General features: G+C 60.6%; 19 protein-coding genes and 4 tRNA genes. 17 read left to right on the plus strand and 6 right to left on the minus strand.

Annotation, left to right across the window (positions count from 1 at the left end; genetic code table 11):
- The first annotated feature begins 73 nt into the window (after positions 1-73).
- The 6 genes from pal (at position 74) to nadA (ending at position 4,047) form a co-directional block, all read left to right on the plus strand.
- Positions 74-640, plus strand: a complete 567-nt coding sequence (pal, locus tag IE111_RS16150) for a peptidoglycan-associated lipoprotein Pal (RefSeq protein ID WP_189610615.1) — start codon at positions 74-76, stop codon at positions 638-640.
- Positions 641-650: 10 nt separating this feature from the next.
- The gene (ybgF, locus tag IE111_RS16155; RefSeq protein ID WP_189610617.1) at positions 651-1,418 is read left to right on the plus strand and encodes a tol-pal system protein YbgF; all 768 of its coding nucleotides are present in this window, start codon (positions 651-653) and stop codon (positions 1,416-1,418) included.
- 78 nt (positions 1,419-1,496) lie between these two features.
- Positions 1,497-2,171, plus strand: coding sequence for a 7-cyano-7-deazaguanine synthase QueC (queC, locus tag IE111_RS16160; RefSeq protein ID WP_189610619.1), 675 nt, complete (start codon positions 1,497-1,499; stop codon positions 2,169-2,171).
- Between the two features lie 113 nt (positions 2,172-2,284).
- Positions 2,285-2,360, plus strand: a tRNA-Lys gene (locus tag IE111_RS16165).
- Between the two features lie 130 nt (positions 2,361-2,490).
- Positions 2,491-2,566: transfer RNA gene (locus IE111_RS16170), tRNA-Lys, on the plus strand.
- Between the two features lie 431 nt (positions 2,567-2,997).
- A complete protein-coding gene (gene nadA, locus IE111_RS16175) occupies positions 2,998-4,047 on the plus strand; it encodes a quinolinate synthase NadA (protein ID WP_189610622.1) in 1,050 nt (349 codons plus the stop codon).
- 130 nt (positions 4,048-4,177) lie between these two features.
- Here the strand turns inward: nadA and IE111_RS16180 are convergent, their stop codons facing one another.
- Positions 4,178-5,578, minus strand: coding sequence for a M48 family metallopeptidase (locus IE111_RS16180; protein ID WP_189610624.1), 1,401 nt, complete (start codon positions 5,576-5,578; stop codon positions 4,178-4,180).
- Between the two features lie 74 nt (positions 5,579-5,652).
- On the opposite strand from IE111_RS16180, the gene IE111_RS16185 reads away from it, so the two are divergent.
- Together IE111_RS16185 and IE111_RS16190 are read left to right on the plus strand one after the other, a co-directional pair.
- On the plus strand, positions 5,653-5,901 hold the full coding sequence (locus tag IE111_RS16185) for a sulfurtransferase TusA family protein (RefSeq protein ID WP_229805393.1): 249 nt from the start codon (positions 5,653-5,655) through the stop codon (positions 5,899-5,901).
- A gap of 1 nt (position 5,902) precedes the next feature.
- Positions 5,903-7,042: an AI-2E family transporter gene (locus tag IE111_RS16190; RefSeq protein WP_308427549.1), complete on the plus strand. Its 1,140-nt coding sequence runs from the start codon at positions 5,903-5,905 to the stop codon at positions 7,040-7,042.
- Between the two features lie 62 nt (positions 7,043-7,104).
- Here the strand turns inward: IE111_RS16190 and IE111_RS16195 are convergent, their stop codons facing one another.
- Entirely contained in the window at positions 7,105-7,587 is a 483-nt protein-coding gene (locus IE111_RS16195; protein ID WP_189610626.1) for a peroxiredoxin, read from the minus strand.
- A gap of 332 nt (positions 7,588-7,919) precedes the next feature.
- Between IE111_RS16195 and dapA the strand changes: the two genes are divergently transcribed.
- From dapA to IE111_RS16215, 5 genes are read left to right on the plus strand one after another with little or no spacing between them, the layout of a single operon-like run.
- Positions 7,920-8,795 carry a 4-hydroxy-tetrahydrodipicolinate synthase gene (gene dapA, locus IE111_RS16200; RefSeq protein WP_189610628.1) on the plus strand — a complete coding sequence of 292 codons (876 nt, stop codon included), beginning with the start codon at positions 7,920-7,922 and terminating at the stop codon, positions 8,793-8,795.
- Between the two features lies 1 nt (position 8,796).
- Complete coding sequence (locus IE111_RS24540; RefSeq protein ID WP_229805394.1) at positions 8,797-9,393, plus strand: hypothetical protein; 597 nt, start codon at positions 8,797-8,799, stop codon at positions 9,391-9,393.
- A gap of 2 nt (positions 9,394-9,395) precedes the next feature.
- Positions 9,396-10,163: an MBL fold metallo-hydrolase gene (locus IE111_RS16205; RefSeq protein ID WP_229805395.1), complete on the plus strand. Its 768-nt coding sequence runs from the start codon at positions 9,396-9,398 to the stop codon at positions 10,161-10,163.
- Between the two features lie 15 nt (positions 10,164-10,178).
- A complete protein-coding gene (purC, locus tag IE111_RS16210) occupies positions 10,179-10,892 on the plus strand; it encodes a phosphoribosylaminoimidazolesuccinocarboxamide synthase (RefSeq protein ID WP_189610632.1) in 714 nt (237 codons plus the stop codon).
- 58 nt (positions 10,893-10,950) lie between these two features.
- Entirely contained in the window at positions 10,951-11,766 is an 816-nt protein-coding gene (locus IE111_RS16215; protein WP_189610634.1) for a TIGR04219 family outer membrane beta-barrel protein, read from the plus strand.
- Positions 11,767-11,901: 135 nt separating this feature from the next.
- On the opposite strand, the gene IE111_RS16220 is transcribed toward IE111_RS16215, so the two are convergent.
- Positions 11,902-12,519, minus strand: coding sequence for a TetR/AcrR family transcriptional regulator (locus IE111_RS16220; RefSeq protein WP_189610636.1), 618 nt, complete (start codon positions 12,517-12,519; stop codon positions 11,902-11,904).
- Between the two features lie 275 nt (positions 12,520-12,794).
- On the opposite strand from IE111_RS16220, the gene IE111_RS16225 reads away from it, so the two are divergent.
- Complete coding sequence (locus IE111_RS16225) at positions 12,795-14,225, plus strand: NAD(P)H-hydrate dehydratase (RefSeq protein ID WP_189610639.1); 1,431 nt, start codon at positions 12,795-12,797, stop codon at positions 14,223-14,225.
- Between the two features lie 143 nt (positions 14,226-14,368).
- Here IE111_RS16225 and IE111_RS16230 read toward each other — a convergent pair whose 3' ends face one another.
- Positions 14,369-15,766: a hypothetical protein gene (locus tag IE111_RS16230; RefSeq protein WP_189610641.1), complete on the minus strand. Its 1,398-nt coding sequence runs from the start codon at positions 15,764-15,766 to the stop codon at positions 14,369-14,371.
- 180 nt (positions 15,767-15,946) lie between these two features.
- On the opposite strand from IE111_RS16230, the gene IE111_RS16235 reads away from it, so the two are divergent.
- Positions 15,947-17,428 carry a hypothetical protein gene (locus tag IE111_RS16235; RefSeq protein ID WP_189610643.1) on the plus strand — a complete coding sequence of 494 codons (1,482 nt, stop codon included), beginning with the start codon at positions 15,947-15,949 and terminating at the stop codon, positions 17,426-17,428.
- A gap of 205 nt (positions 17,429-17,633) precedes the next feature.
- The gene (bamJ, locus tag IE111_RS16240; RefSeq protein ID WP_189610644.1) at positions 17,634-18,386 is read left to right on the plus strand and encodes a BamJ family beta-barrel-assembly machinery protein; all 753 of its coding nucleotides are present in this window, start codon (positions 17,634-17,636) and stop codon (positions 18,384-18,386) included.
- 103 nt (positions 18,387-18,489) lie between these two features.
- Here bamJ and IE111_RS16245 read toward each other — a convergent pair.
- Positions 18,490-18,565: transfer RNA gene (locus IE111_RS16245), tRNA-Asn, on the minus strand.
- A gap of 58 nt (positions 18,566-18,623) precedes the next feature.
- Positions 18,624-18,699 (minus strand) — tRNA-Asn (locus IE111_RS16250).
- Between the two features lie 474 nt (positions 18,700-19,173).
- Between IE111_RS16250 and IE111_RS16255 the strand changes: the two genes are divergently transcribed.
- The gene (locus tag IE111_RS16255; protein ID WP_189610647.1) at positions 19,174-19,710 is read left to right on the plus strand and encodes an energy transducer TonB; all 537 of its coding nucleotides are present in this window, start codon (positions 19,174-19,176) and stop codon (positions 19,708-19,710) included.
- The last annotated feature ends 253 nt before the right edge of the window (positions 19,711-19,963 follow it).

A 19,963-nucleotide genomic window follows, 5' to 3' on the forward strand; every position in this document is an offset into this window, starting at 1 on the left:
CAAGATGCCTTGAAGGCATGGGTTCAGCAAAACGGCCCTAAAAAAACGAACTACAACCGATGGGATAAGGAAAATGGCTAAATCCAAACTGATTCAAGCAGTCGCTATCACTTTTGCTGTCTTCCTGGCCGGCTGTGCCAGCCAGGACACTGAAGAGACTTCAGGCGCTGAAACCACTGAAACAGGTACCGAAGCTGAAGACGAAGGTCTCGGCGACCTGACTCTGGAAGTAGAGCAGCAGGAACCTGTGATGGAAGAAGAGCCGATGGAAGAGATGGAGCAGGACGTCACCGGCGAGTTCGAAGCTCTGCTGGACCAGACCCTCATCTACTTCGATTTCGACAAGTCCAACGTCCGCACCGAGTTCCGCACCGTGCTGAACGCACATGCCATGAACCTGGTCGCCAACCCCAACATGAGCGTTGTGCTGGAAGGTCATGCCGACGAGCGCGGTACTCGTGAATACAACCTGGCGTTGGGCGAGCGTCGTGCCAAGTCCGTTGCCGACTACCTGATGCTGAAAGGCGTCAGCGCCGGCCAGATCGACACCGTCAGCTACGGTGAAGAGAAGCCGCTGGCCCTGGGCAGCACCGAAGCCGACTACGCCGAGAACCGTCGCGTAGAGATCAAGTACCAGTAATCGGTAAACCATGATCAGACAACTGGTAATCTACAGTGCTGCCCTTCTGGGCAGCACTTTTGTTGTGTCAGTACAGGCGGAAAACACGCCGCCGGTCGAAGAGTCCAAACCGGATTTCGACAACCGACAGTCGTCCCGTGGGCAATCGTCACCCGGCCCGAGCGCGGCCCTGGTCGAGAACCTCATGGTTCAGGTCCAGGACCTGCAGCAGCAGGTGGCCGAGCAACGGGGCTTGATCGAGGAATTGACCTATCAGGTCCAGGTCCTCACGGAAGAACAGAAGCAGCGCTACATCGACTTGGATGAACGCATCCTGTCGTTGCAGGAGCGCCTGAATAATGCCTCCCAGTCCGCGGCCGCCCGGTCGGCCTCCTCGTCGGAGCCGAAGACATCGGCCGTCAGCGACGAAGACATCCTGGCCGAATACAACGCCGCTCGCGAACACATCCGTCAGCGTAACTTCCCGGAAGCCATCAAGGCTCTGTCCGAATTCACCACAGCTCACCCCGACCACGCCCTGACGCCCAATGCCTGGTATTGGCTGGGTGAGGTTCAATACGTCAGTCGCGAGGTCGAGCCCGCGAGACAGGCGTTCGCGAAGGTGATCAACAATTTCCCCGACGACGCCAAGGTGCCGGACTCCCTCTACAAACTGGGTGTGATCGCCCAGCAACAGGGGAATACCAGCGATGCACAGCGCTATTTCGAGCGGGTGATCAACGAGTTTCCGGACAGTCAAAGCGCCAAACTGGCCCAGGCCCGGTTGAACAGCAACTGAGCCGGCCATTGGCCGTCCCATGCCATTCCATTTGAACGCGCCGGGTCTCGCCCGGCGTACTCTGTCAGGTAATCCAAGGTGAACAAGAAAGCGGTAGTACTCCTGTCCGGTGGGCTAGACTCCACCACCGTCCTGGCCCAGGCCAAGTCCGAAGGCTACGACCTCTACGCCCTCAGTTTCGACTACGGCCAGCGCCACGACGCCGAACTCGACGCAGCCCGGGCCATCGCCGGCGCCATGGGCGTGATCGAACACAAGGTCGTCCCGATGGACCTCAGCGGTATTGGCGGTTCGGCCCTGACCGACGCCAGCATCGACGTGCCCACGACCGAGTCCGACGGCATTCCGGTCACCTATGTTCCGGCCCGCAACACCGTTTTCCTGTCCATCGCCCTCGGTTGGGCCGAAGTGCTTGAAGCCCAGGACATTTTCATCGGTGTCAGCGCCGTCGACTACTCCGGCTACCCCGATTGCCGCCCCGAATACATCGCCGCCTATGAGCGGCTCGCCAACCTCGCCACCAAAATGGGCGTCGAAGGCCGGCACATCCGCATTCGCACCCCGCTGATCAACCTGACCAAGGCCGCCACCATCCAGCTCGGCGACCGGCTCGGCGTCGACTACAGCCTGACCGTCAGCTGCTACCAGGCCAACACGGCGGGCGAAGCCTGCGGTGAATGCGACTCCTGCCGCCTGCGTATCAAGGGCTTCGAAGAAGCCGGAGTCACCGACCCCACCCGCTACCAGGCCTGACGGGATCGGCGCGTGAACCGCCCAAAGCCCTTTTAGATCAAAGGCTTGGCTGGAAAAAAGTAAAAATCGGGGTTGCGTCCACTCAAAAAATACATATTATATGCGCCTCCTTCGGGTCGTTAGCTCAGTTGGTAGAGCAGTTGGCTTTTAACCAATTGGTCGCAGGTTCGAATCCTGCACGACCCACCACTTTCCCCAACCGATCGGTGGCGCCGATGGTTGACCGGACTGAGCCGGAAAGTGGCACGGTTGGATAAGCTAAGTATCTGAAAATACTTGCTTTTTTGAATTGGGAAGGTAGAATACCACGCCAAGTTGAGGGTCGTTAGCTCAGTTGGTAGAGCAGTTGGCTTTTAACCAATTGGTCGCAGGTTCGAATCCTGCACGACCCACCAAATTGCAAAAAGGAGAGCTTCGGCTCTCCTTTTTTGTTTGTGTCATCCCGCCTCCGCAATATCGATTATGGCACCAGGACCGTAGGGCAGAAGAGCTGAAGGCGACATCTGCCGAGAGGGCAAAGCCCTCTTTCCAGGGTAAAAGACCCAAACCAGGGCGGCCTGAGTCCGCCCCCGGCAGATATCGCTTTAGAGCTCTTCTGCCCTACATGTCCACGCCTCTGTACAGCACTCATTCCAGTCGGAACCGACTGCAAACGCATTAATTGATGCAAAGAAAATATATCTTTGGGTATTGTCTAATGCGGGGTTGTCCCCAAAATACCCCATTCAAAGAGGCAACCTAGGCAACATATCCGACGCAACCGGAATTGGGCCCAGGACCCAATCGAGGTAGAATACCGCGCCGAACCGGAGACAACAGAGAAGCCATGACTGATTCCGCCGTATTGTCCGATCTGACCATCGACTTCGAAATCCCCATTGCAGAGCGCCCGAGCGATCTGAGTCAGGAGGAAGTCAAGGCTCTGAACGACGAGATCATCGAGCTGTTGAACCAGAACAACGCCGTCCTGGTCGCTCACTATTACACCGACCCCCTCGTCCAGGCCCTGGCCGAGCAGTCCGGTGGCTTTATCGGTGACTCCCTGGAAATGGCCCGTTACGGCCGCGATGTCGATGCCGACACCGTCCTGGTCGCCGGTGTCCGGTTCATGGGCGAAACCGCCAAGATCCTGAGCCCGGAAAAGCGCGTGCTCATGCCCACGCTGGAAGCCACCTGCTCCCTCGACCTGGGTTGTCCGGCCGATGAATTCGCCGCCTTCTGCGACCAGCACCCCGACCGCACCGTCGTGGTCTACGCCAACACCTCGGCCGCCGTCAAAGCGCGGGCGGACTGGGTCGTGACGTCCAGTATCGCCCTGGACGTCGCCGACTACCTCGACCGCCGCGGAGAAAAGATTCTGTGGGCGCCGGACCAGCACCTGGGCCGGTACATCCAGCGTGAGACCGGCGCCGACATGCTGCTGTGGAACGGCTCCTGCATCGTGCACGAGGAATTCCGCGCCAAGGGCCTGGTCGACCTCAAGGCCATGTATCCGGACGCGGCCGTGCTGGTTCACCCCGAGTCGCCGGAATCGGTCATCGAACTGGCCGATGTCGTCGGTTCCACCACCCAGTTGATAGCCGCTTCCGAGCGGATGACCAACCAGCAATTCATCGTCGCCACCGATCGCGGCATCTTCTACAAGATGCAACAACGCTCGCCGGGCAAGACCTTGATCGAAGCGCCGACGGCCGGGCAGGGCGCCAACTGCCGCAGCTGCGCCCACTGCCCCTGGATGGCGATGAACGATCTGGAGCGGTTGAAGCGGGTGTTGATCAACAAGGATCAGGAAATCGACGTCGCGCCGGACCTGATTGAAAAAGCCCGGATTCCGCTGGGTCGCATGCTGGATTTCGCGACCAAGAAAGCGGCTTGATGCGGAGTAGGGGTGGTGTTGGATTACGCGCTATCGCGCTAATCCAACCTACTCACTAATCCAGCCTACTCACTAGTAGGTTGGATTAGCGCGATAGCGCGTAATCCAACAAATTCAGCCATCCCACAGATCACCCCCTCGGCAACAACGCCCGCTGCTCCTCAAACTGCGTCAACAACTGCCGCAATCGTGCCACCTGGCTTGCACTCTGGGGGTTCTCGACCGCCCGGCGCAGCAGGTTCATCGCCCGGTTCTCTTCCCCTTTGTGCCACAACCACAGCGCCGTGGCCTCCGGTTCCCGTTGAGGCTCGCAGAGTGCCGTCAGGCGGCGTTTCATCTCCAGCACCTCGATGTAGGTCCCATTCACCCGGCTGAGATAACCCAGTGCCCGCTGACAGCGGTCGCTGTTTTCGCTGCCTTCCGGGGCGGTGCGACGGGCCAGTTCATACCAGGCCGGGTCGAAATCCGGAAACAGGCGGGTCAGTTCGGTCAGTCGTTCCTGTTGAATGTCGGCGTTCGCCCGGCCGTTCTGCCACAGAATCCAGCCGAACGGCAGGTTCGGGTCGGCTTTGGCAATCAGGGACGCCGGCAGCGGGGTCCCGGCCTTCGCCTCGATCTCGGAATAGACCGACGGCCGTTCCGCGAAGTCGTCCTCGGGCATGAAGCGCTGGTTCAGGTACCAGCGCAAGGCCGGGTAGTGGTGTTCGGGGCTTTCGCCCTCGGGCGCATCGGCCTGGTCCAGTCGGGCGACCCGGCTGGCGGGCAGCGGGTGGGTCTGCCAGAAGTCGGATAGGCCCGGTTGAAAGCTGATTTGCTGCTGCAGCCGCTGGAACACCGCCGCCCCGGCGCTCGGGTCGTAGCCGACGTCTTTCAGCACCTGGCTGGCGAAACGGTCGGCTTCGGTTTCCATGGACCGGCTGAACGCCAGGCTTTGTTGCAATGCGCCGGCCTGGGAGCTGGTGAAGGCGGCGCCGCCCAGTTCCGGGTCGACCCCGATCAGGGCGATGCCGAGCAGCGCGCCGCTGAGGGCCAGCCAGGTTTGTTGACGGTTGTTTTCCATCAGGCGATTGAAGTGCCGCAAGTTCAGGTGCGCCAACTCGTGCGCCAGCACCGAGACGAATTCAGCCTCGGTGTGAGCCGTTTCCCACAGGCCCAGGTGAAAACCCATGACGTTGCCGGGCAGCGCGAACGCATTGAAGGAATGATCGTCGATGAGCACCACCGAGAGGTTGCCCAGCGGCGCCGTGGATGCCTGACGCAGTCGCTCGGCCCGTTCCGCCAGCCAGTATTCGATCCAGACGTCGTTGAGGATTTGTCCCTTGGCCTGCATCCGCCGTTTCAGGTAGCCTGCGACGGCTTCTTCCTGGGCGCGGGTCCAGCCCAGGGACTGGTCGCCGAAATCTTCCGCCCCGACCGATACCGGCACGATCGACAGCCAGGCCGAGAACAGTGGAATCAGCAGTTTGCCAAGTCTTCGACCCAAAGCGGGCCGCAGCGGACCGGTTTTCGAACGGCCTTTGCAAAAAAGCACATCGACTCCATACAGTTGGCTTGTGTTGCCCTATAATACGGGCCCGTTACAGACCCGACAGGGAGAGGGTGTAATTGACTTGTAAAAGTATGCCCACAGAATACCTCGACGCCGACGGCCTGCGTTGTCCGCTGCCGTTGTTGCGCACCAAACAGAAACTGATGAAGATGGCGGCCGGCGACGTACTCGAAGTGGTCGCCACCGATGCCGGGTCCTGGCGCGATATTCCGGCCTACATCGAAAAGTCCCATCATCGGCTGCTGGACAAAAGCGAGCCGCAACCTGGCCATTATCGCTATCTGATCGAACGGGGAGAGGATTGATTTGAAGCTGTATCGCGTTATACAGGGCTTTTTCTACCGCTATTTTTCCGATGAAGAAGCCGTCATCTTCTTCTTCCTGCTCGTGCTCTTCATTCTGCTGGTCTATGGCCTGGGTCAGGTGCTGGCGCCCGTGTTCACGGCCATCATTCTAGCCTATTTGCTGTCGCCGTTTGTCGACAAGCTGAACAACCTTAAAGTGCCGCACATTCTGTCGGTCACTTTGGTGTGCCTGGCCTTTTTCGGGGTTCTCGTGCTCGGCATGCTGGTCATCGTGCCCGCGCTGCTGCGTCAGATCACCAGCCTGGTCACCGAACTGCCCGACATGCTCAAGCTGTTTCAGGACCAGATTCAGACATTGCCCGACCGCTACCCGGAGCTGATTTCCAACGAATTGGCCCAGCAATGGCTGCTCGGTCTCGACTTGCGCGGGATCAGCCAGCAGTTGTCCGGGCTGATCCCCCGGGTGTTGACCTTCTCGCTCAGCACGCTGCCCAGCGTCATGGGGTTACTGGTCTATCTGGTCGTGGTCCCCCTGATGGTTTTCTTCATGCTCAAGGATCGTGTCGTGCTCTGGGCCAGCGTCAAGGCGATATTGCCCACCCAGCGCAGCCTGATGAACCAGATCGCCCTGGAGATGAACCAGCAGATCGCCAACTACATTCGCGGCAAGGTGATCGAGATACTGATCGTCGGCAGTGTGTCCTTCATCACCTTCGAGCTGTTCGGCCTTGAGTATTCGGCATTGCTGGCCGTGATGGTCGGCCTTTCGGTCCTGATCCCGTATATCGGGGCCACCGTGGTCACTATTCCCGTGTTCTTCATCGGGGTCTTTCAGTGGGGCTTTACCAACATGCTCTACTATGTGCTGCTGGCCTACATGATCATCCAGATCCTGGACGGCAACGTCCTGGTCCCGCTGCTGTTTTCCGAGGCGGTTAACCTGAACCCGGTCTCCATCATCATCGCAGTGCTCTTGTTCGGCGGTATCTGGGGGTTCTGGGGGGTCTTTTTCGCGATTCCGCTGGCCACCTTCGTCAAGGCGATCATCAATGCCTGGCCAAAACACCCGGAACTGGACGAGCCGAACAGGCTGGAAGAGCCGCAAAAACCTGCCCTGGAGAAGGATATGGACGCCAAGTAATCTGATAATGGCGACGTGATTTAAGCCCCTCTCCCCCTGGGAGAGGGGTTGGGGAGAGGGAACTACCCGGTTTTGCGAGTCCCACCCCGCTCCAGCTCTTCCAGAATCCGGTGCACGTGGCTGCGGGCATCGACATCGCGCCAGGCGCTGGTGAGGCAACCCGTTTCATCGATCAGGAAGGTGCTGCGGACCAGACTGTATATCCGGCGGCCAAACAATTCCTTTTCCCGCAACACTCCGAATATCCGGCACAGGGCCTCGTTATGGTCCGAAATCAGCTCGAACGGCAGGCTTTGCTCGCGTTTGAAGCGTTCATGGCTGTCCAGTGTGTCCCGGCTGACACCGAACACCAGGATGTTCCGGTCGCGGAAGCGCTGATAGTTCGCGCCAAAGTCCTGGGTTTCGATCGTGCAGGCGGGGGTGTGGTTCTTGGGGTAGAAATACAGTAAAACCTGATAACCCTTCAGAGCCCGCAAATGGACGTTCTTGTGGCTCGTGGCCGGAACGACAAAGTCGGGTACGGGTTGACCTGGTTGCAGTGCCATATCCTTATCTCCTCTCGGTCCAACGGCGTAAATGCCGGCGAAGTCCGGCCAGTCAAACCCCAAGTATGGTCCAAAATCCCCTTTTCGCTAGGAAAAAGTGCCAGAAAAGGTGGGCTGGCACCGCTTTCACGCCTTGTGTCGTCGCAAGGCCCCCAGTACCATTGCGCCGAGTGCAACCCCGTCGCTGTCGCGGTCCCCGGTCGTTACGAACCGGACTGTCAGCCCGGGTTGCCAGCAGCCGACCCGGCCATGAGCGCACCTGTCGCCACCATGGCTTGCGCACCGCATATCACGACCTGACCAAAACGGGACAGTGGGGAGACGTTTTCTACATGATCACTGGCAGTATTGTTGCCCTGGTGACGCCCATGCATGCAGACGGTTCTGTAGCCTGGGACAACCTTGAACAGCTCATCGAATTCCACATCGAAAACGGCACCGCCGCCATTGGCGCGGTCGGTACCACGGGCGAATCGTCCACGCTCGACATGAAAGAGCATGAAGAGGTCATCCGCTTCACCGTGGACAAATGCAAGGGCCGTATTCCGGTGATCGCGGGCACGGGCGGTAACTCCACCCGCGAAGCCATGCACCTGACCCGGGCCGCCAAGGCCGCCGGGGCCGACGCCGCGCTGCTGGTGACGCCCTACTACAACAAGCCAACGCAGGAAGGCCTGTACCAGCATTACAAGTACATCGCCGAAAACGTCGACATCCCCCAGATTCTGTACAACGTCCCGGGCCGTACCGCCTGCGACATGCAGCCGGAAACGACCCTGCGTCTGGCCGAGATACCCAACATCATCGGCATCAAGGACGCCACCGGCGACCTGGAACGCGCCCGTTACCTGATCGACAACGCCCCCGAGGGCTTTGCCATCTACAGCGGCGACGACGCCACCGCGATGGAACTGATGCTGCTCGGCGGCCATGGCGACGTCTCGGTAACCGCCAATGTCTCCCCCAAGGCGATGGCCAGCCTCTGCGCCGCCGCCATTGCGGGCGACCGGGAGACGGCCACCCGCCTGAACGACCTGTTGATGCCGCTGCACACCAACCTGTTCGTGGAAGCCAACCCGATTCCGGTGAAATGGGCGCTGAACCTCATGGGGCTGATTCCCGAAGGCATTCGACTGCCGCTGACCCCGCTGTCGGAGTCGATGCACGACATCGTCCGCAAGGCGCTGATGGATTCGGGTGTCGTCTGACGTGCGCACCCTTCTAGCCCTTCTGACCTGCACCTTGCTGTTGGCGGCCTGTGGCGGTCGTCCGGTGAATATCGAGTACCAGCCGGACGCCGACCACAGCGGCGGCGACTGGTACCCGATCCCGGTCGACCAGGCCCGAACCGTGACGTCGGACGACTCGACCCTGCCGCGCCCGCCGTTGCGCGTCGCCGACGTGACGCCTGACGATGACCGCCAGGACTCGCTGTCCGTCGAAACCGTCAGCGACAGCTTCGGCAACATCAGCCTGGAAGTGAACCGCAACGCCAGCCTGACCTGGGAATTGCTCGACGCCGCCGTCACCCGCCTGGAATGGCCGGTCGCCGATCGCAACCGCAGCGAGTACCGCCTGGAGCTGAGCGACCCGGACATCGCCGGTCGCGGCTTTTTCGGTCGGCTGAAAGCCTTTTTCACCGAGGAACGCCGGGATGTACAATTGATCCTGGTGCCCAAGGTCGGTGTCACCGGTATTTCCGCCGAGTATTCGGACGATCAGGTGCTCAGCTCCGAGGAGAACCAGCGTCTGATGACCCAGTTGCGGAACGAGCTGTTACAGGGCCAGACGTCACAAGGTCAATAGTCGTGAATTTCACTTCGCTGGGGAGCGGCAGTAAAGGCAACGCCACCCTGATACAGGCCGGCGAAACCCTGGTCCTGGTGGACTGCGGGTTCGGCCTGAAAGAGACGGAAGCGCGCCTCGCCGCACGCGGCATCCGGGCGGAGCAGTTGAGCGCCATTCTGGTCACCCACGAGCACAGTGATCACCTCAAGGGCGCGCCCATGCTCGCCCGGCGCTATAATCTGCCCATCCACACGACCCATGGCACGGCCCGATCCTTCAAGTCCCCGGTTCCGGTGTTCGAGCCGATCAACGTTCATCGCCGGTTTACCATCGGCAACCTCGACATCGAACCGGTGACCGTGCCGCACGATGCCCGGGAACCGAGCCAGTTCGTGTTTCACCACAACGGCTTCCAGCTCGGCCTGTTGACCGATTTGGGCAGCATCACTCCGCTGGTGACCCAGGCCTATCGCGAGTGTCAGGCTTTGCTGCTGGAGTGCAATCACGACCCGCAAATGCTGGCCGACGGCCCCTATCCGCCCAGCTTGAAACGCCGGGTCGGCGGTGACTGGGGGCATCTGTCCAACCAGCAGGCCGCGCGTCTGCTCGCTGAGGTCAACCATGGCCGGCTGCAGCACCTGATGATTTCCCACATCAGCGAACACAACAACCACCCCGATCTTGCCATGGCCGCGCTCGCGCCGGTGCTGGACGGGGTGGAGCGGACCCGCGTCCATACCCTGTCCCAGGACGAAGGCTGCGACTGGATTACATTGCAACATGCCTAAACGAGAGGCCACACCATGAACAAAACAGGCGAGCTCTACGCCGGCAAGGCGAAAACCGTCTACACCACCGACGACCCCGATCTGCTGGTGCTCGAATTCCGCAACGACACCTCGGCCTTTGATGGCGAGAAGGTCGAGCAGCTGGAGCGCAAGGGCCAGGTGAATAACCAGTTCAATGCCTTTGTCATGAAACAGCTGCAGGATGCCGGAATCGCGACCCATTTCGTCGATCAGTTATCCAAGACCGAGAGCCTGGTGCGGAACCTGTCGATGATTCCGGTCGAATGCGTGGTGCGCAACCGGGCCGCCGGCAGCCTCTGCCGCCGCCTGGGCATCGAAGAGGGTACCGAGCTGAACCCACCGGTGTTCGAATTCTTTCTGAAAGACGACGCCCTGCACGACCCGATGATCAACGACTCGCACATCGAAACCTTCGGTTGGGCGACGGCGGATGAAGTGGCACAAATGAAAGCATTAACGCTACAAGTTAATGACGTTTTGACTAACCTGTTCGCCGGCGGAGACCTGATACTGGTGGACTACAAACTCGAGTTCGGCCGTTTCAAGGACCGGATCGTCCTCGGTGACGAATTCTCGCCGGATGGCTGCCGACTCTGGGACGCCAACACGCTGGAGAAAATGGATAAAGACCGTTTCCGCCAGAATCTGGGTAATGTGATCGAGAGTTATGAAGCGGTAGGCCGCCGCATCGGCATTCAGTTTGACTGAGCCTTTGCTACACTCGACACGTATTGATAAAAAACCATTCGAAAAAAGGGGAACATCGATGAAGTACTGGATTGTAGCCGCTGCCGTGGCCATGACCGCGCCCGTAGCCTCCGCCAAGGTGTTGATCGATATCGACGGCGCCATCGGGTATAGCTTCAACAGCTTGAACGAAGGTACCTTGGCCAATGATTCCATCGACCTGACCGGAACCGACGGCTCGTCCGAACCGGTCGGTCTGGCTCAAGAAGCCGAAAACGGTCTCTATGCATCGGCCAAATTTTCCTGGCCTATCTTCCCGGACGTCAGCTTGCAGTACCAAAACTTGGTCAGTTCCGGGACCAATACCGTCAACCAGGAAGTGTCCTACGGCGGTGAATCCTTTACCTACAGCGAAGATGTCGTTTCCGAATTCGACATGAGCTACTTCGACCTGGGCCTGACCTACGGCATTCCGCTGCCGATGGCCTCATTCGACTTCGGTCTGAACTTCCGCTCTCTGGTTGGTGGGTTCACAGCCGAAGGTCAGAACACCGGTGAGAAAATCGATGCGCCTTTCCAGGTGAACGGCACCCCGATCATTGTGCCCATGGGCTACCTGTCGGCCTCCGTCACACCGCCGCTGCCGGTGGACGTCAAGTTCGGTGGCGAGATCAAAACCCTGCCGCTGGGCGACACCAACGTCACCGACTGGAACATCAAGGGCACCTGGTACGCGCCCATGCCGACCAACATCCTGGTCAAGCTGGGTGTTGAAGCGGGCTACCGGAACTACAGCCTGAGCATCGGTGAGTCCACCCTGGGTGCCGACACCTCCGACTTCGCGTCCGACGTGAACTTCTCCGGCTTCTTTGCCGGCGCCGCGCTGCACTTTTAAGCTTACTGTTTAGGCTTATTGTCGGATTACGCCCCTTCGGGGCTAATCCGACCTACATCATATTCGCCAGGACGACTTGGTGTCGTGGCCCCTTTGTTGGATTAGCTCGAAGAGCGTAATCCAACAATGAACCCTTCAAACACGCCAAATCCTAACCAAAACCCACTTCAATTCTTCCTCGAAATCCCGCCGCAAGGGCGCGAACTCCGGGTTTGATTCTTCCCCCGCCAAGGCCCCGGGCCACTGCACAAACTGCCAGATCCCCAGCATCGACGCATAGCTGTGCAACAGCGCACGACTGCCCATGCCGGCCGGCAACTGAAACGCCTGTTCCAACTGCGCACCGGTCGAAGCCAGGGCACCAGAAAGCTCCCGTTTGAAGGTACGCAACGTCTCGACGTCCAGGTTGTGCTCCAATACGCTTTGCAGCAAGGCCGATAACGGCAGAAAGCTCGGTTCCTCCCGGACAAAGGCCAGCAGGCGATCGGCCAGCTGATCCGCGAGATCGGCGTGCTGATCGAGCGTATTCAACCGGTCCAGTACCGTCCGGAGTTGATGCCCGAGCAGCGCCAGGAACATCGACTCCTTCGTCGAGAAATACAGATACACCGTCCCCTTCGCCACGCCGGCCGCTCGAGCGACCTCGGCCGCGGACGGCAAACGGTGACCATTGGTCATGAAGCAATGGGCCGCCGCGGCCAGCAAGGCTTCACGCCGGGCCGCTTTCTGTTCGGGAGCTCGGGCTCGTTTCATAATGGCTCGATGAGGGGTTTAGGTTGAAATTGTGCCTGATGGGTCGGAATTTCTCATCCATCGTGTCGGATTGAACCCCGGAACCCGAACCCCGGAACCCGAACCCCGCGATCGAACCCCGGGACCCGTAGGGCAGAAGAGCTAACAGCGATATCTGCCGTTGATAGCATACGGTGCCTGAAGCCATGACATTGCCACCTAAAACCCCGGCAGATATCGCCTGGGGCTCTTCTGCCCTACAATCATCAACAAAGTTCACCGCCAAGGAACACACCATGCAACCGGTACTCAGCGTCAACCGAGTCAAATCTGTCGAGCGTGACTGGGCCGACAACCATGGCGGCTCCACCTGGCCTCTGATGACCCGGGCCGGCAGCGCCGTGGCGGAACTGGCCTGCCACCACTGGCCGGGCCTGAAATACGTCTGGGTGTTGGCCGGGCGGGGCAACAACGGCGGGGACGGCTACATCGCCGCCGCGCGTCTGCGGGCCGTGGGGGTGACGGTGACGGTGATCGCGCCCTCGGGCGAACCGAAACCCGACACCGATGCCTACCGCGCCTGGCAGGAATACGCCGACCAGGGCGGGACGCTGGAATCCAATCTGCCCTATGATTCGCCGGATTTGGTCATCGACGCCCTCATCGGTACCGGACACGTCGGTGAGCTCAAGGCCAACCTGGTCGATCTGTTGAACCGGGTGCGCGAGCGCCGGGCGCCGGTGCTGGCCGTCGATGCTCCATCCGGCCTGAACGCCGCCACCGGCCAGGCCGACCTGGCCTTGCTCAAGGCCGACCGCACGATCAGTTTCATCGCCTACAAGCCTGGCTTGCTGACCGGGCAGGGGCCGGCCGTCTGTGGCGAACTGGTGTTGGAGACACTCGGCGTCGAATGGCCATCGGGCGGTTTCTGGAGCGATGGCGAGGCCGTATACCTCGACCGGGCATTGGACCGGCCGGCCCGTCCCGGGGACAGTCACAAAGGACAATTCGGCGGTGTTCGCGTCCTCGCCGGCGCCGAAGGCATGGGTGGGGCCGGCCTGCTCGCCGCGCGTGCCGCTCTGGCCGCCGGTGCCGGCAAGGTCTATTGGCACACCAGCCCGGAACAGGCCAAAAGTGCCCTGATCGCCCAGCCCGAGCTCATGTCCACCGAACTGACGGCGGACTATGTACCGGATGGCAGCATTCATGTCCTCGGCCCGGGCCTGGGGCAGGGCGATACCGCCGGGGCACTGTATCGGCGATTGCTGTTGGACGATCATGACGCCCGGGGCGTCCTCGACGCCGACGGTCTCACCTGGCTGGCGCGATTCCCCAAGCCGGTCCACAACTGGGTGCTCACCCCGCACCCCGGCGAAGCCGCCCGCCTGCTCGGCCGGTCCACAAAGGACATCCAAAGCGACCGCTGCCAGGCCGCGATGGAACTGAGCGAGCGGTACCAGACCACCGTCATCCTCAAAGGCGCCGGCAGCCTGATCGCCCATCAGGGGCGGCTGTATTTCAATCACCCCGGCGACCCGGCCATGGCCACACCGGGTATGGGCGATACCCTGGCTGGGTTGATCGCCGGGCTGATGGCACAGGGGTTGGGGGCTGAGGAAGCGGCTAAAACCGGGGCTTGGTGGCATGCGAAGCTGGGTGCGCAGTTGGCACAGCGTTATCGGATTGTGTTGGCGACGGATTTGATTGAAGCCATCAGGCTCCGGTAGGGCAGAAGAGCCTTGGGCGATATCTGCCGTGGGTAATCTACGGTGACAATGGGCTTTCGATTGGCACCGTTTTCTATCAACGGCAGATGTCGCCTAAGGCTCTTCTGCCCTACAACCCCCGCAACCCCACACCCCCCACAACCCTACGGCTCGGTACTCCAACTCCCCCCAAACACATCCACACAATGCTCCGCCTTCAACGCCCGCAACTCGGCCATCGTCAACCCGGTATTCCGCAGTGGGTTCTCATAATGAAACACCCGAATCTCGTTCAGCACCACGGTGCACACCCCCAAAAACCGCCCGCCGTGCTGCTCGATCGGCGAGCAGGGCGCCGGTGATTTCAGCGTCTGGGTCGACCCGCTGACGGTGGGTTCGCATACCCCGAGCGCACCGCCATCCAGTGTTTCCTCGCAGATGTTCATGCTGTTCGCGGTCATGTTGGTCGTTTGACAACTGCCTTCGGACCCGAATTCCGGGTCCTCGATCACGTCATTGGCCAGGGCGTCGATGTCCAGGCCGGTCGTGAGCCTGTTACCCTGGGCGTCCGTCGCCAGGATCACCCAGTGATGGCCGCCGGCCACGTCGATAGGCGCCGTGGCGCTGGCCGAGTCGTACCGGGTGACGGTGCCATCGGGCGCCACCCATTCGTGCTGGATGGTTAACTCACCGCCGGGCGAAAAACTGGCGGAGGCATCGATGGTCACATCTTGTGGCACGGTCACGTTTGTCCCGGGGGTAACCTCATAACGAATTTCGATCGCATTGGTGTTTTGAACCGCCGGCTCGATCGTCAGGGCTCGCGCCAATTGCTCTTCATCCAGCGGTAACACCTCGACGGTGTCGTCGAACAGGGTATCGAGCGGCAGGCGGCCCAGTTCGAAACCGTCGTTGTCGAGAATGCCAAGGCCAGTCTCATCGACGTCGAACCGCAGGTGGTCGAACAGGTTATCGAGCCAGTCCAGCGACGGGTCGGCGCGGTAGGGGTCGGAAAACGGCTCTCGAGGCGTTTCCCAGGCGTCGCCCGCCCAGTCGGCGAGCTGGGTGATGACCGTGGCCTGGACCTCCCCGGTGAAGGTATCGACTAAGGCCTGTTCGCAGCCGGAAGCGGCGCGGCAGTCCGCCAGTGATTCCCCCCGGTTGAAGTGACTGAAGGCGTCGAGCACGGCGTCGGTCAGCGGGTTTATGTTGACCAGATAGGTCGTTTGACCGCTGTCATACCGGTGCAAACTGGTCAGTTCGGTCTCGGAACCGTCGGGGTTCGGGATCCGGGCGGAGACCAGGGCGGAGGTTTCGAACTCCCCGCTCAGCCGGTATTCGCCCTCGGCGTCGGCCCGGCTGCAGGTTTCGCCGATACAGACCTCGGCCCATTCGCCGGGTCGTCCGGTGGCGACCGTGCCGGCGAGGCGGACGCTGGGGGAGGTCTCCGCGCTGCCCTGGTCTTCGGTCGGGTCCGAATCGCCGGTATCCTGGCTGCATCCCGCGAGCGCGAGCATCGACAGGGCGAACCAGAGTAGAGCAGGGGAGAAGCGTGGTATCACCGGGGTGTCCTGTATCGGGGTGTGTATGGTTAGTGTATCGGGCCCGGGCCGTATTTTCTTGAGCATGGGTCCCGGCGACTCGCATCCGGCATCCGATTTCGGATACACTCTCCTGTTTAAATCCTGATCAATATCCGGGCGGAGCCCCGGATTCAACCCGAAGAAGTAGGTGGAAACGGAATGAACCTGGCCGAATTACCCCCATGGTCCTGGGCGTTGCTCGCCCTGGCCGCCTGGCTGTTGCTCTACGTGTCCCGCGCGGCTGTGCATCGTCTCGTGCGTCGTTTGGCGTCGCTGTTCATGGCCCTGTTGCGTCAGCTGGCACGCGCCCTGACGAACATGGCCGATCAGGTGCGAGAGCGTAACCGGGAAGTCCTGTTCGAATTGGGTAAAAGCCGGCTGGAACGGCGGCTGGACCGGGAATTCCATCGTGTCCGCGCCTTCGTCGAGCGCGACCTGGCCCGCTTCCCCGACCTTCAGCACGACATCGACCACCACATCAACAAGCTGGAAGAAGATTACCACCGCACCGCCGAAACACCGCCGCCGGCGCCGGACTGGCTCGACGCCATCGAAGCGGTCGTCCGTCTGCGCGAAACCCAGAGCGGTAACCCGGTCGTCTCCAACGTCCTTCGGGACCTGGAAACCAACCTCCACAAACAACACCGCCAGTCGCTGGCCGACTACCGCAAGGGCATGACCCAGCGCCACCGGCTACTGCACGGCATGATGCCCCAGTGGCGCAAGCTCAACCACGCCCTGCAGCGGGTCGGCACCGGCATACGCAGCCTGCTGACCCAGGCCGACGAGATCGACAAGCACCTGAATCAGTACCGGGAGATCCAGAGCGGCACCGAGCGCGCCGAACGGGCGCTGCGTGTCTCCACCCTGACGCACTTTCTGTTCGCCTCCCTGGCACTGGCCGCCTGGTTCGGCATCGCCTGGCTGAACTTCGAACTGGTACGCCAACCCCTGGCCGAAAGCATGACGCCCGGCCAGTCCGTCGGCGGCCTGGCTCTCGCCGACCTCGCGGCGATGGCGCTGATTACGCTCGAAGTCGTCTTCGGACTGCTGCTGCTCGAAGTATTGCAGGTCACCCGCTTCTTCGAAGGGTTCGTCGGCATGGATCCGGTTCGCCGCAAGGCCCTGTTCTGGTGTCTGCTGGGTCTGCTGACGCTGCTTGCGCTGTCGCAAAGCGGATTGCTCTACCTGCGCGCAACCGTGCTGAACGCGAGCGACCCGCTCAGCGGCCTTATTCAATACCCGGTTGTCGTCGTCGAAGCCCCGATGCTGGACGAATGGCTCGCCATCGGTGCCCGCATGTTGCTCGGCTTTATCCTGCCGTTCGCCTTGCTGTTCACCGCCGTCCCGCTCGAGCGCTGGCTTGAAACCATACGCACCCTCGCGGCCGACGCCCTGGCGCTCGTGCTGAACGCCATCGGCCTGGTTCTGCGCCTGGCCGCCACCGTGGTGCGCTACCTCGCCGACATGGTGCTCGCCCTGTACGACCTGGTCATCAGCCTGCCGCTCTGGCTGGAAGAGCGCTGGGCCAATCGGGCCGGCGCCCCCGAGGCGACATCCGCCCCCTACCAAACCCGACCCAGTGATACCCGCCTCACATCCATGCCGACCGACGGCGAAATGACGGTCAATTCGCGGTAAACCCGGTGGTCTCCCGCCTGTACATCGGGTTACACTGCGGCGCTACTTTCGGTAAAGCGTTGTAGAGGGCTTGGACAAGCCCTCTGGTGAATAGGCACCGGAAGCTGTCTTGACATGGGCGGGGCACGGTTTCCCCGCTCGAAATTCTCGGCGGCCCAACCCGAGGGGATAGCCCCACATCGGCCGCCGCGACTGGGAAAACACTATGCAACTGAAAAAATTGAAAACAGGTTTGTTGGCCGGCGCGTGCGCGCTGACCATGGCGGGCTACGCACTGGCGGAAGATACCGCGCTGGAAACCGACGAGCAGGTCGCCTCCTACGGCATCGGCTACGGCTTCGCCACCAACCTCAAGCAACAGACCCAGGGACTCGACCTCGACGTCGACGCCCTCGTCGCCGGCCTGCGCGCCGCCATGGCGGGTGAAGAAAGTGAATTGAGCAACGACCGCATCAACGCCGCCATCCAGACCCTGCAACAGCAGCAACAGCAAGCCCAGGCCGAACAGCAGGCCCAGCAGCAAGCCAAAGCGGAAGAAACCAAAGCCGCCGGCCAAGAGTTCCTGGCTGAAAATTCCGAGCGCGACGAAGTATCCGTCACCGACTCCGGCCTGCAGTACGAAGTCCTGTCCGAGACCGACTCCGGCGCCTCACCCACCGCTCAGGACACCGTCCGGGTTCACTACCACGGCACCCTCATCGACGGCACCGTCTTCGACAGCTCCGTCGACCGCGGCGAACCGATCGAATTTCCGCTGAGCGGCGTCATCAAAGGCTGGACCGAAGGCGTTCAGTTGATGACCGAAGGCGACAAATACAAGTTCTACATCCCGTCTGAACTGGCCTACGGCAGCAACAGCCCAAGCCCCAGCATCCCGGCCGGTTCTACCTTGATCTTCGAAGTGGAACTGCTGGAAGTGATCGCCAGTGAAGGCGAGGGTGGTGACGGCGAAGGCTAAGTAGCCTTTGTCGTGGTGTTGGATTAGGGCGAAGCCCGTAATCCAACACCAAATAAACCACCAAGCATAAAAAAGGCGAACCCTTGGGTTCGCCTTTTTTGTTTGGCTCCTCGAGCAGGACTCGAACCTGCGACCAATAGATTAACAGTCTACTGCTCTACCAACTGAGCTATCGAGGAATAAACCTGCCTGATTGTTCGGTGCCTATTGTAGCGATTAAACAACCAGTATCAAAACTGGCTCCTCGAGCAGGACTCGAACCTGCGACCAATAGATTAACAGTCTACTGCTCTACCAACTGAGCTATCGAGGAGCAACGGCGTTGTATTCTATTGATCAGCGGATATGTGTCAAGCACTAATGCCTTGTTTTTTTTAGGTTTTTTGCGTGTATCCCCAATTCACATGTAGGGCAGAAGAGCCTAAGGCGTAATCTGCCGGGAACGCGTTAGCGTTCTTATTGTGCCATTTGTTGTTCGTGGGGGGCATGGGTGGGCTGTCGCCCACTTGGCAGATAACGCTGTCGCTCTTCTGCCCTACAAAGAAACCCCAGGTTCGTGTTTATGGATGGCACCTAGGAAAGCAGCGGTGTGGGAGTAGGGGTATCCAGGGAAGTCGGCGGCATGGATGCCGCCGTCTAGCCTACAAGGACGTATTTACGGCGACCCTGGATACCCCTACTCCCACACCGATGCGGCCCCAGGCACCAAACCAACAAAAAATAGGCACGAAACCTGCTCAGCACCCTTATTGGCCCAATAACCGTCAAAATATCAACGAGGAAGCCTATGATCACGCTGGAAATGGTCGATGCCGGTGTCAAAATCGCAGCGGGAATGCTGTTCAGCGCCTTGGTCTTCTGGTGGTACCTGCGTCGCCACCGTACCCTGGACCAGAAAATCGTCGAAGACATCCGCAAACGCCGGGAACTGCTCGAACAGGTCGCCGCCAACGTCGGCCGCGTCCACCACGTCTACCAGCAATACCTCGCCCTCGCCACCGAATTCACCCGCTACGGACAGCACTGGCCAAAATCCCGTCGCGACGAAATGAGCCGCGTCGGCCAGGAACTGGTCGACGTCTTCCGCGACCTCACCGAAGCCGAAAGCACCCTCTTGCTGCTCGGCGAGAAAAAACTCGAACGCGCCCTGCGCATCTACGGCTCCAAAATCGTCAACCTGCGCCGCCAGGTGCATGCCGAGAAACAGCAGTTCAGCGGAGAAGAGATGCACAGCCTCGACGAAGTCAAACGCGAGATCTCACAACTGCGCGAAAGCTTTTTTGACGCCCTGAGCACGCGGTACATGCCCAGGAAGGCCGCGTAAGCCATGGCGAAGAAACCGTGTCGCCGGTGTCAGCAGGTCCGGTTGACCGGGTTTGTGGTGGCGGTGTTGTTTTTGTTGGCGTATGGGTTGTTGAAAGTGGCCGGGTAGGCAATTGGTGGGTTGCTCAAGTTTCGGAGTTCGCCGAGTAGACTAGCGGCGGATGCCGGGGCTACCCCTGTGGGGAAGTCCGCAGCAGGGATGCTGCGGTCTAGGCTCCATGGACGGATTTACGCCGACCCCACAGGGGTATCCC

Origin of the sequence: Saccharospirillum salsuginis (assembly GCF_014651855.1) — a bacterium.
Taxonomy (GTDB): Bacteria; Pseudomonadota; Gammaproteobacteria; order Pseudomonadales; family Natronospirillaceae; genus Saccharospirillum; species Saccharospirillum salsuginis.

Bases quoted from the DNA above. Each gene is read 5' to 3' on its own strand.
- pal (WP_189610615.1), top strand. From the start codon at position 74: ATGGCTAAATCCAAACTGATTCAAGCAGTCGCTATCACTTTTGCTGTC.
- bamJ (WP_189610644.1), top strand. From the start codon at position 17,634: ATGCAACTGAAAAAATTGAAAACAGGTTTGTTGGCCGGCGCGTGCGCG.
- ybgF (WP_189610617.1), top strand. From the start codon at position 651: ATGATCAGACAACTGGTAATCTACAGTGCTGCCCTTCTGGGCAGCACT.
- IE111_RS16255 (WP_189610647.1), top strand. From the start codon at position 19,174: ATGATCACGCTGGAAATGGTCGATGCCGGTGTCAAAATCGCAGCGGGA.
- purC (WP_189610632.1), top strand. From the start codon at position 10,179: ATGAACAAAACAGGCGAGCTCTACGCCGGCAAGGCGAAAACCGTCTAC.
- IE111_RS16220 (WP_189610636.1), bottom strand. From the start codon at position 12,519: ATGAAACGAGCCCGAGCTCCCGAACAGAAAGCGGCCCGGCGTGAAGCC.
- IE111_RS16235 (WP_189610643.1), top strand. From the start codon at position 15,947: ATGAACCTGGCCGAATTACCCCCATGGTCCTGGGCGTTGCTCGCCCTG.
- IE111_RS16195 (WP_189610626.1), bottom strand. From the start codon at position 7,587: ATGGCACTGCAACCAGGTCAACCCGTACCCGACTTTGTCGTTCCGGCC.
- IE111_RS16215 (WP_189610634.1), top strand. From the start codon at position 10,951: ATGAAGTACTGGATTGTAGCCGCTGCCGTGGCCATGACCGCGCCCGTA.
- nadA (WP_189610622.1), top strand. From the start codon at position 2,998: ATGACTGATTCCGCCGTATTGTCCGATCTGACCATCGACTTCGAAATC.
- dapA (WP_189610628.1), top strand. From the start codon at position 7,920: ATGATCACTGGCAGTATTGTTGCCCTGGTGACGCCCATGCATGCAGAC.
- IE111_RS16225 (WP_189610639.1), top strand. From the start codon at position 12,795: ATGCAACCGGTACTCAGCGTCAACCGAGTCAAATCTGTCGAGCGTGAC.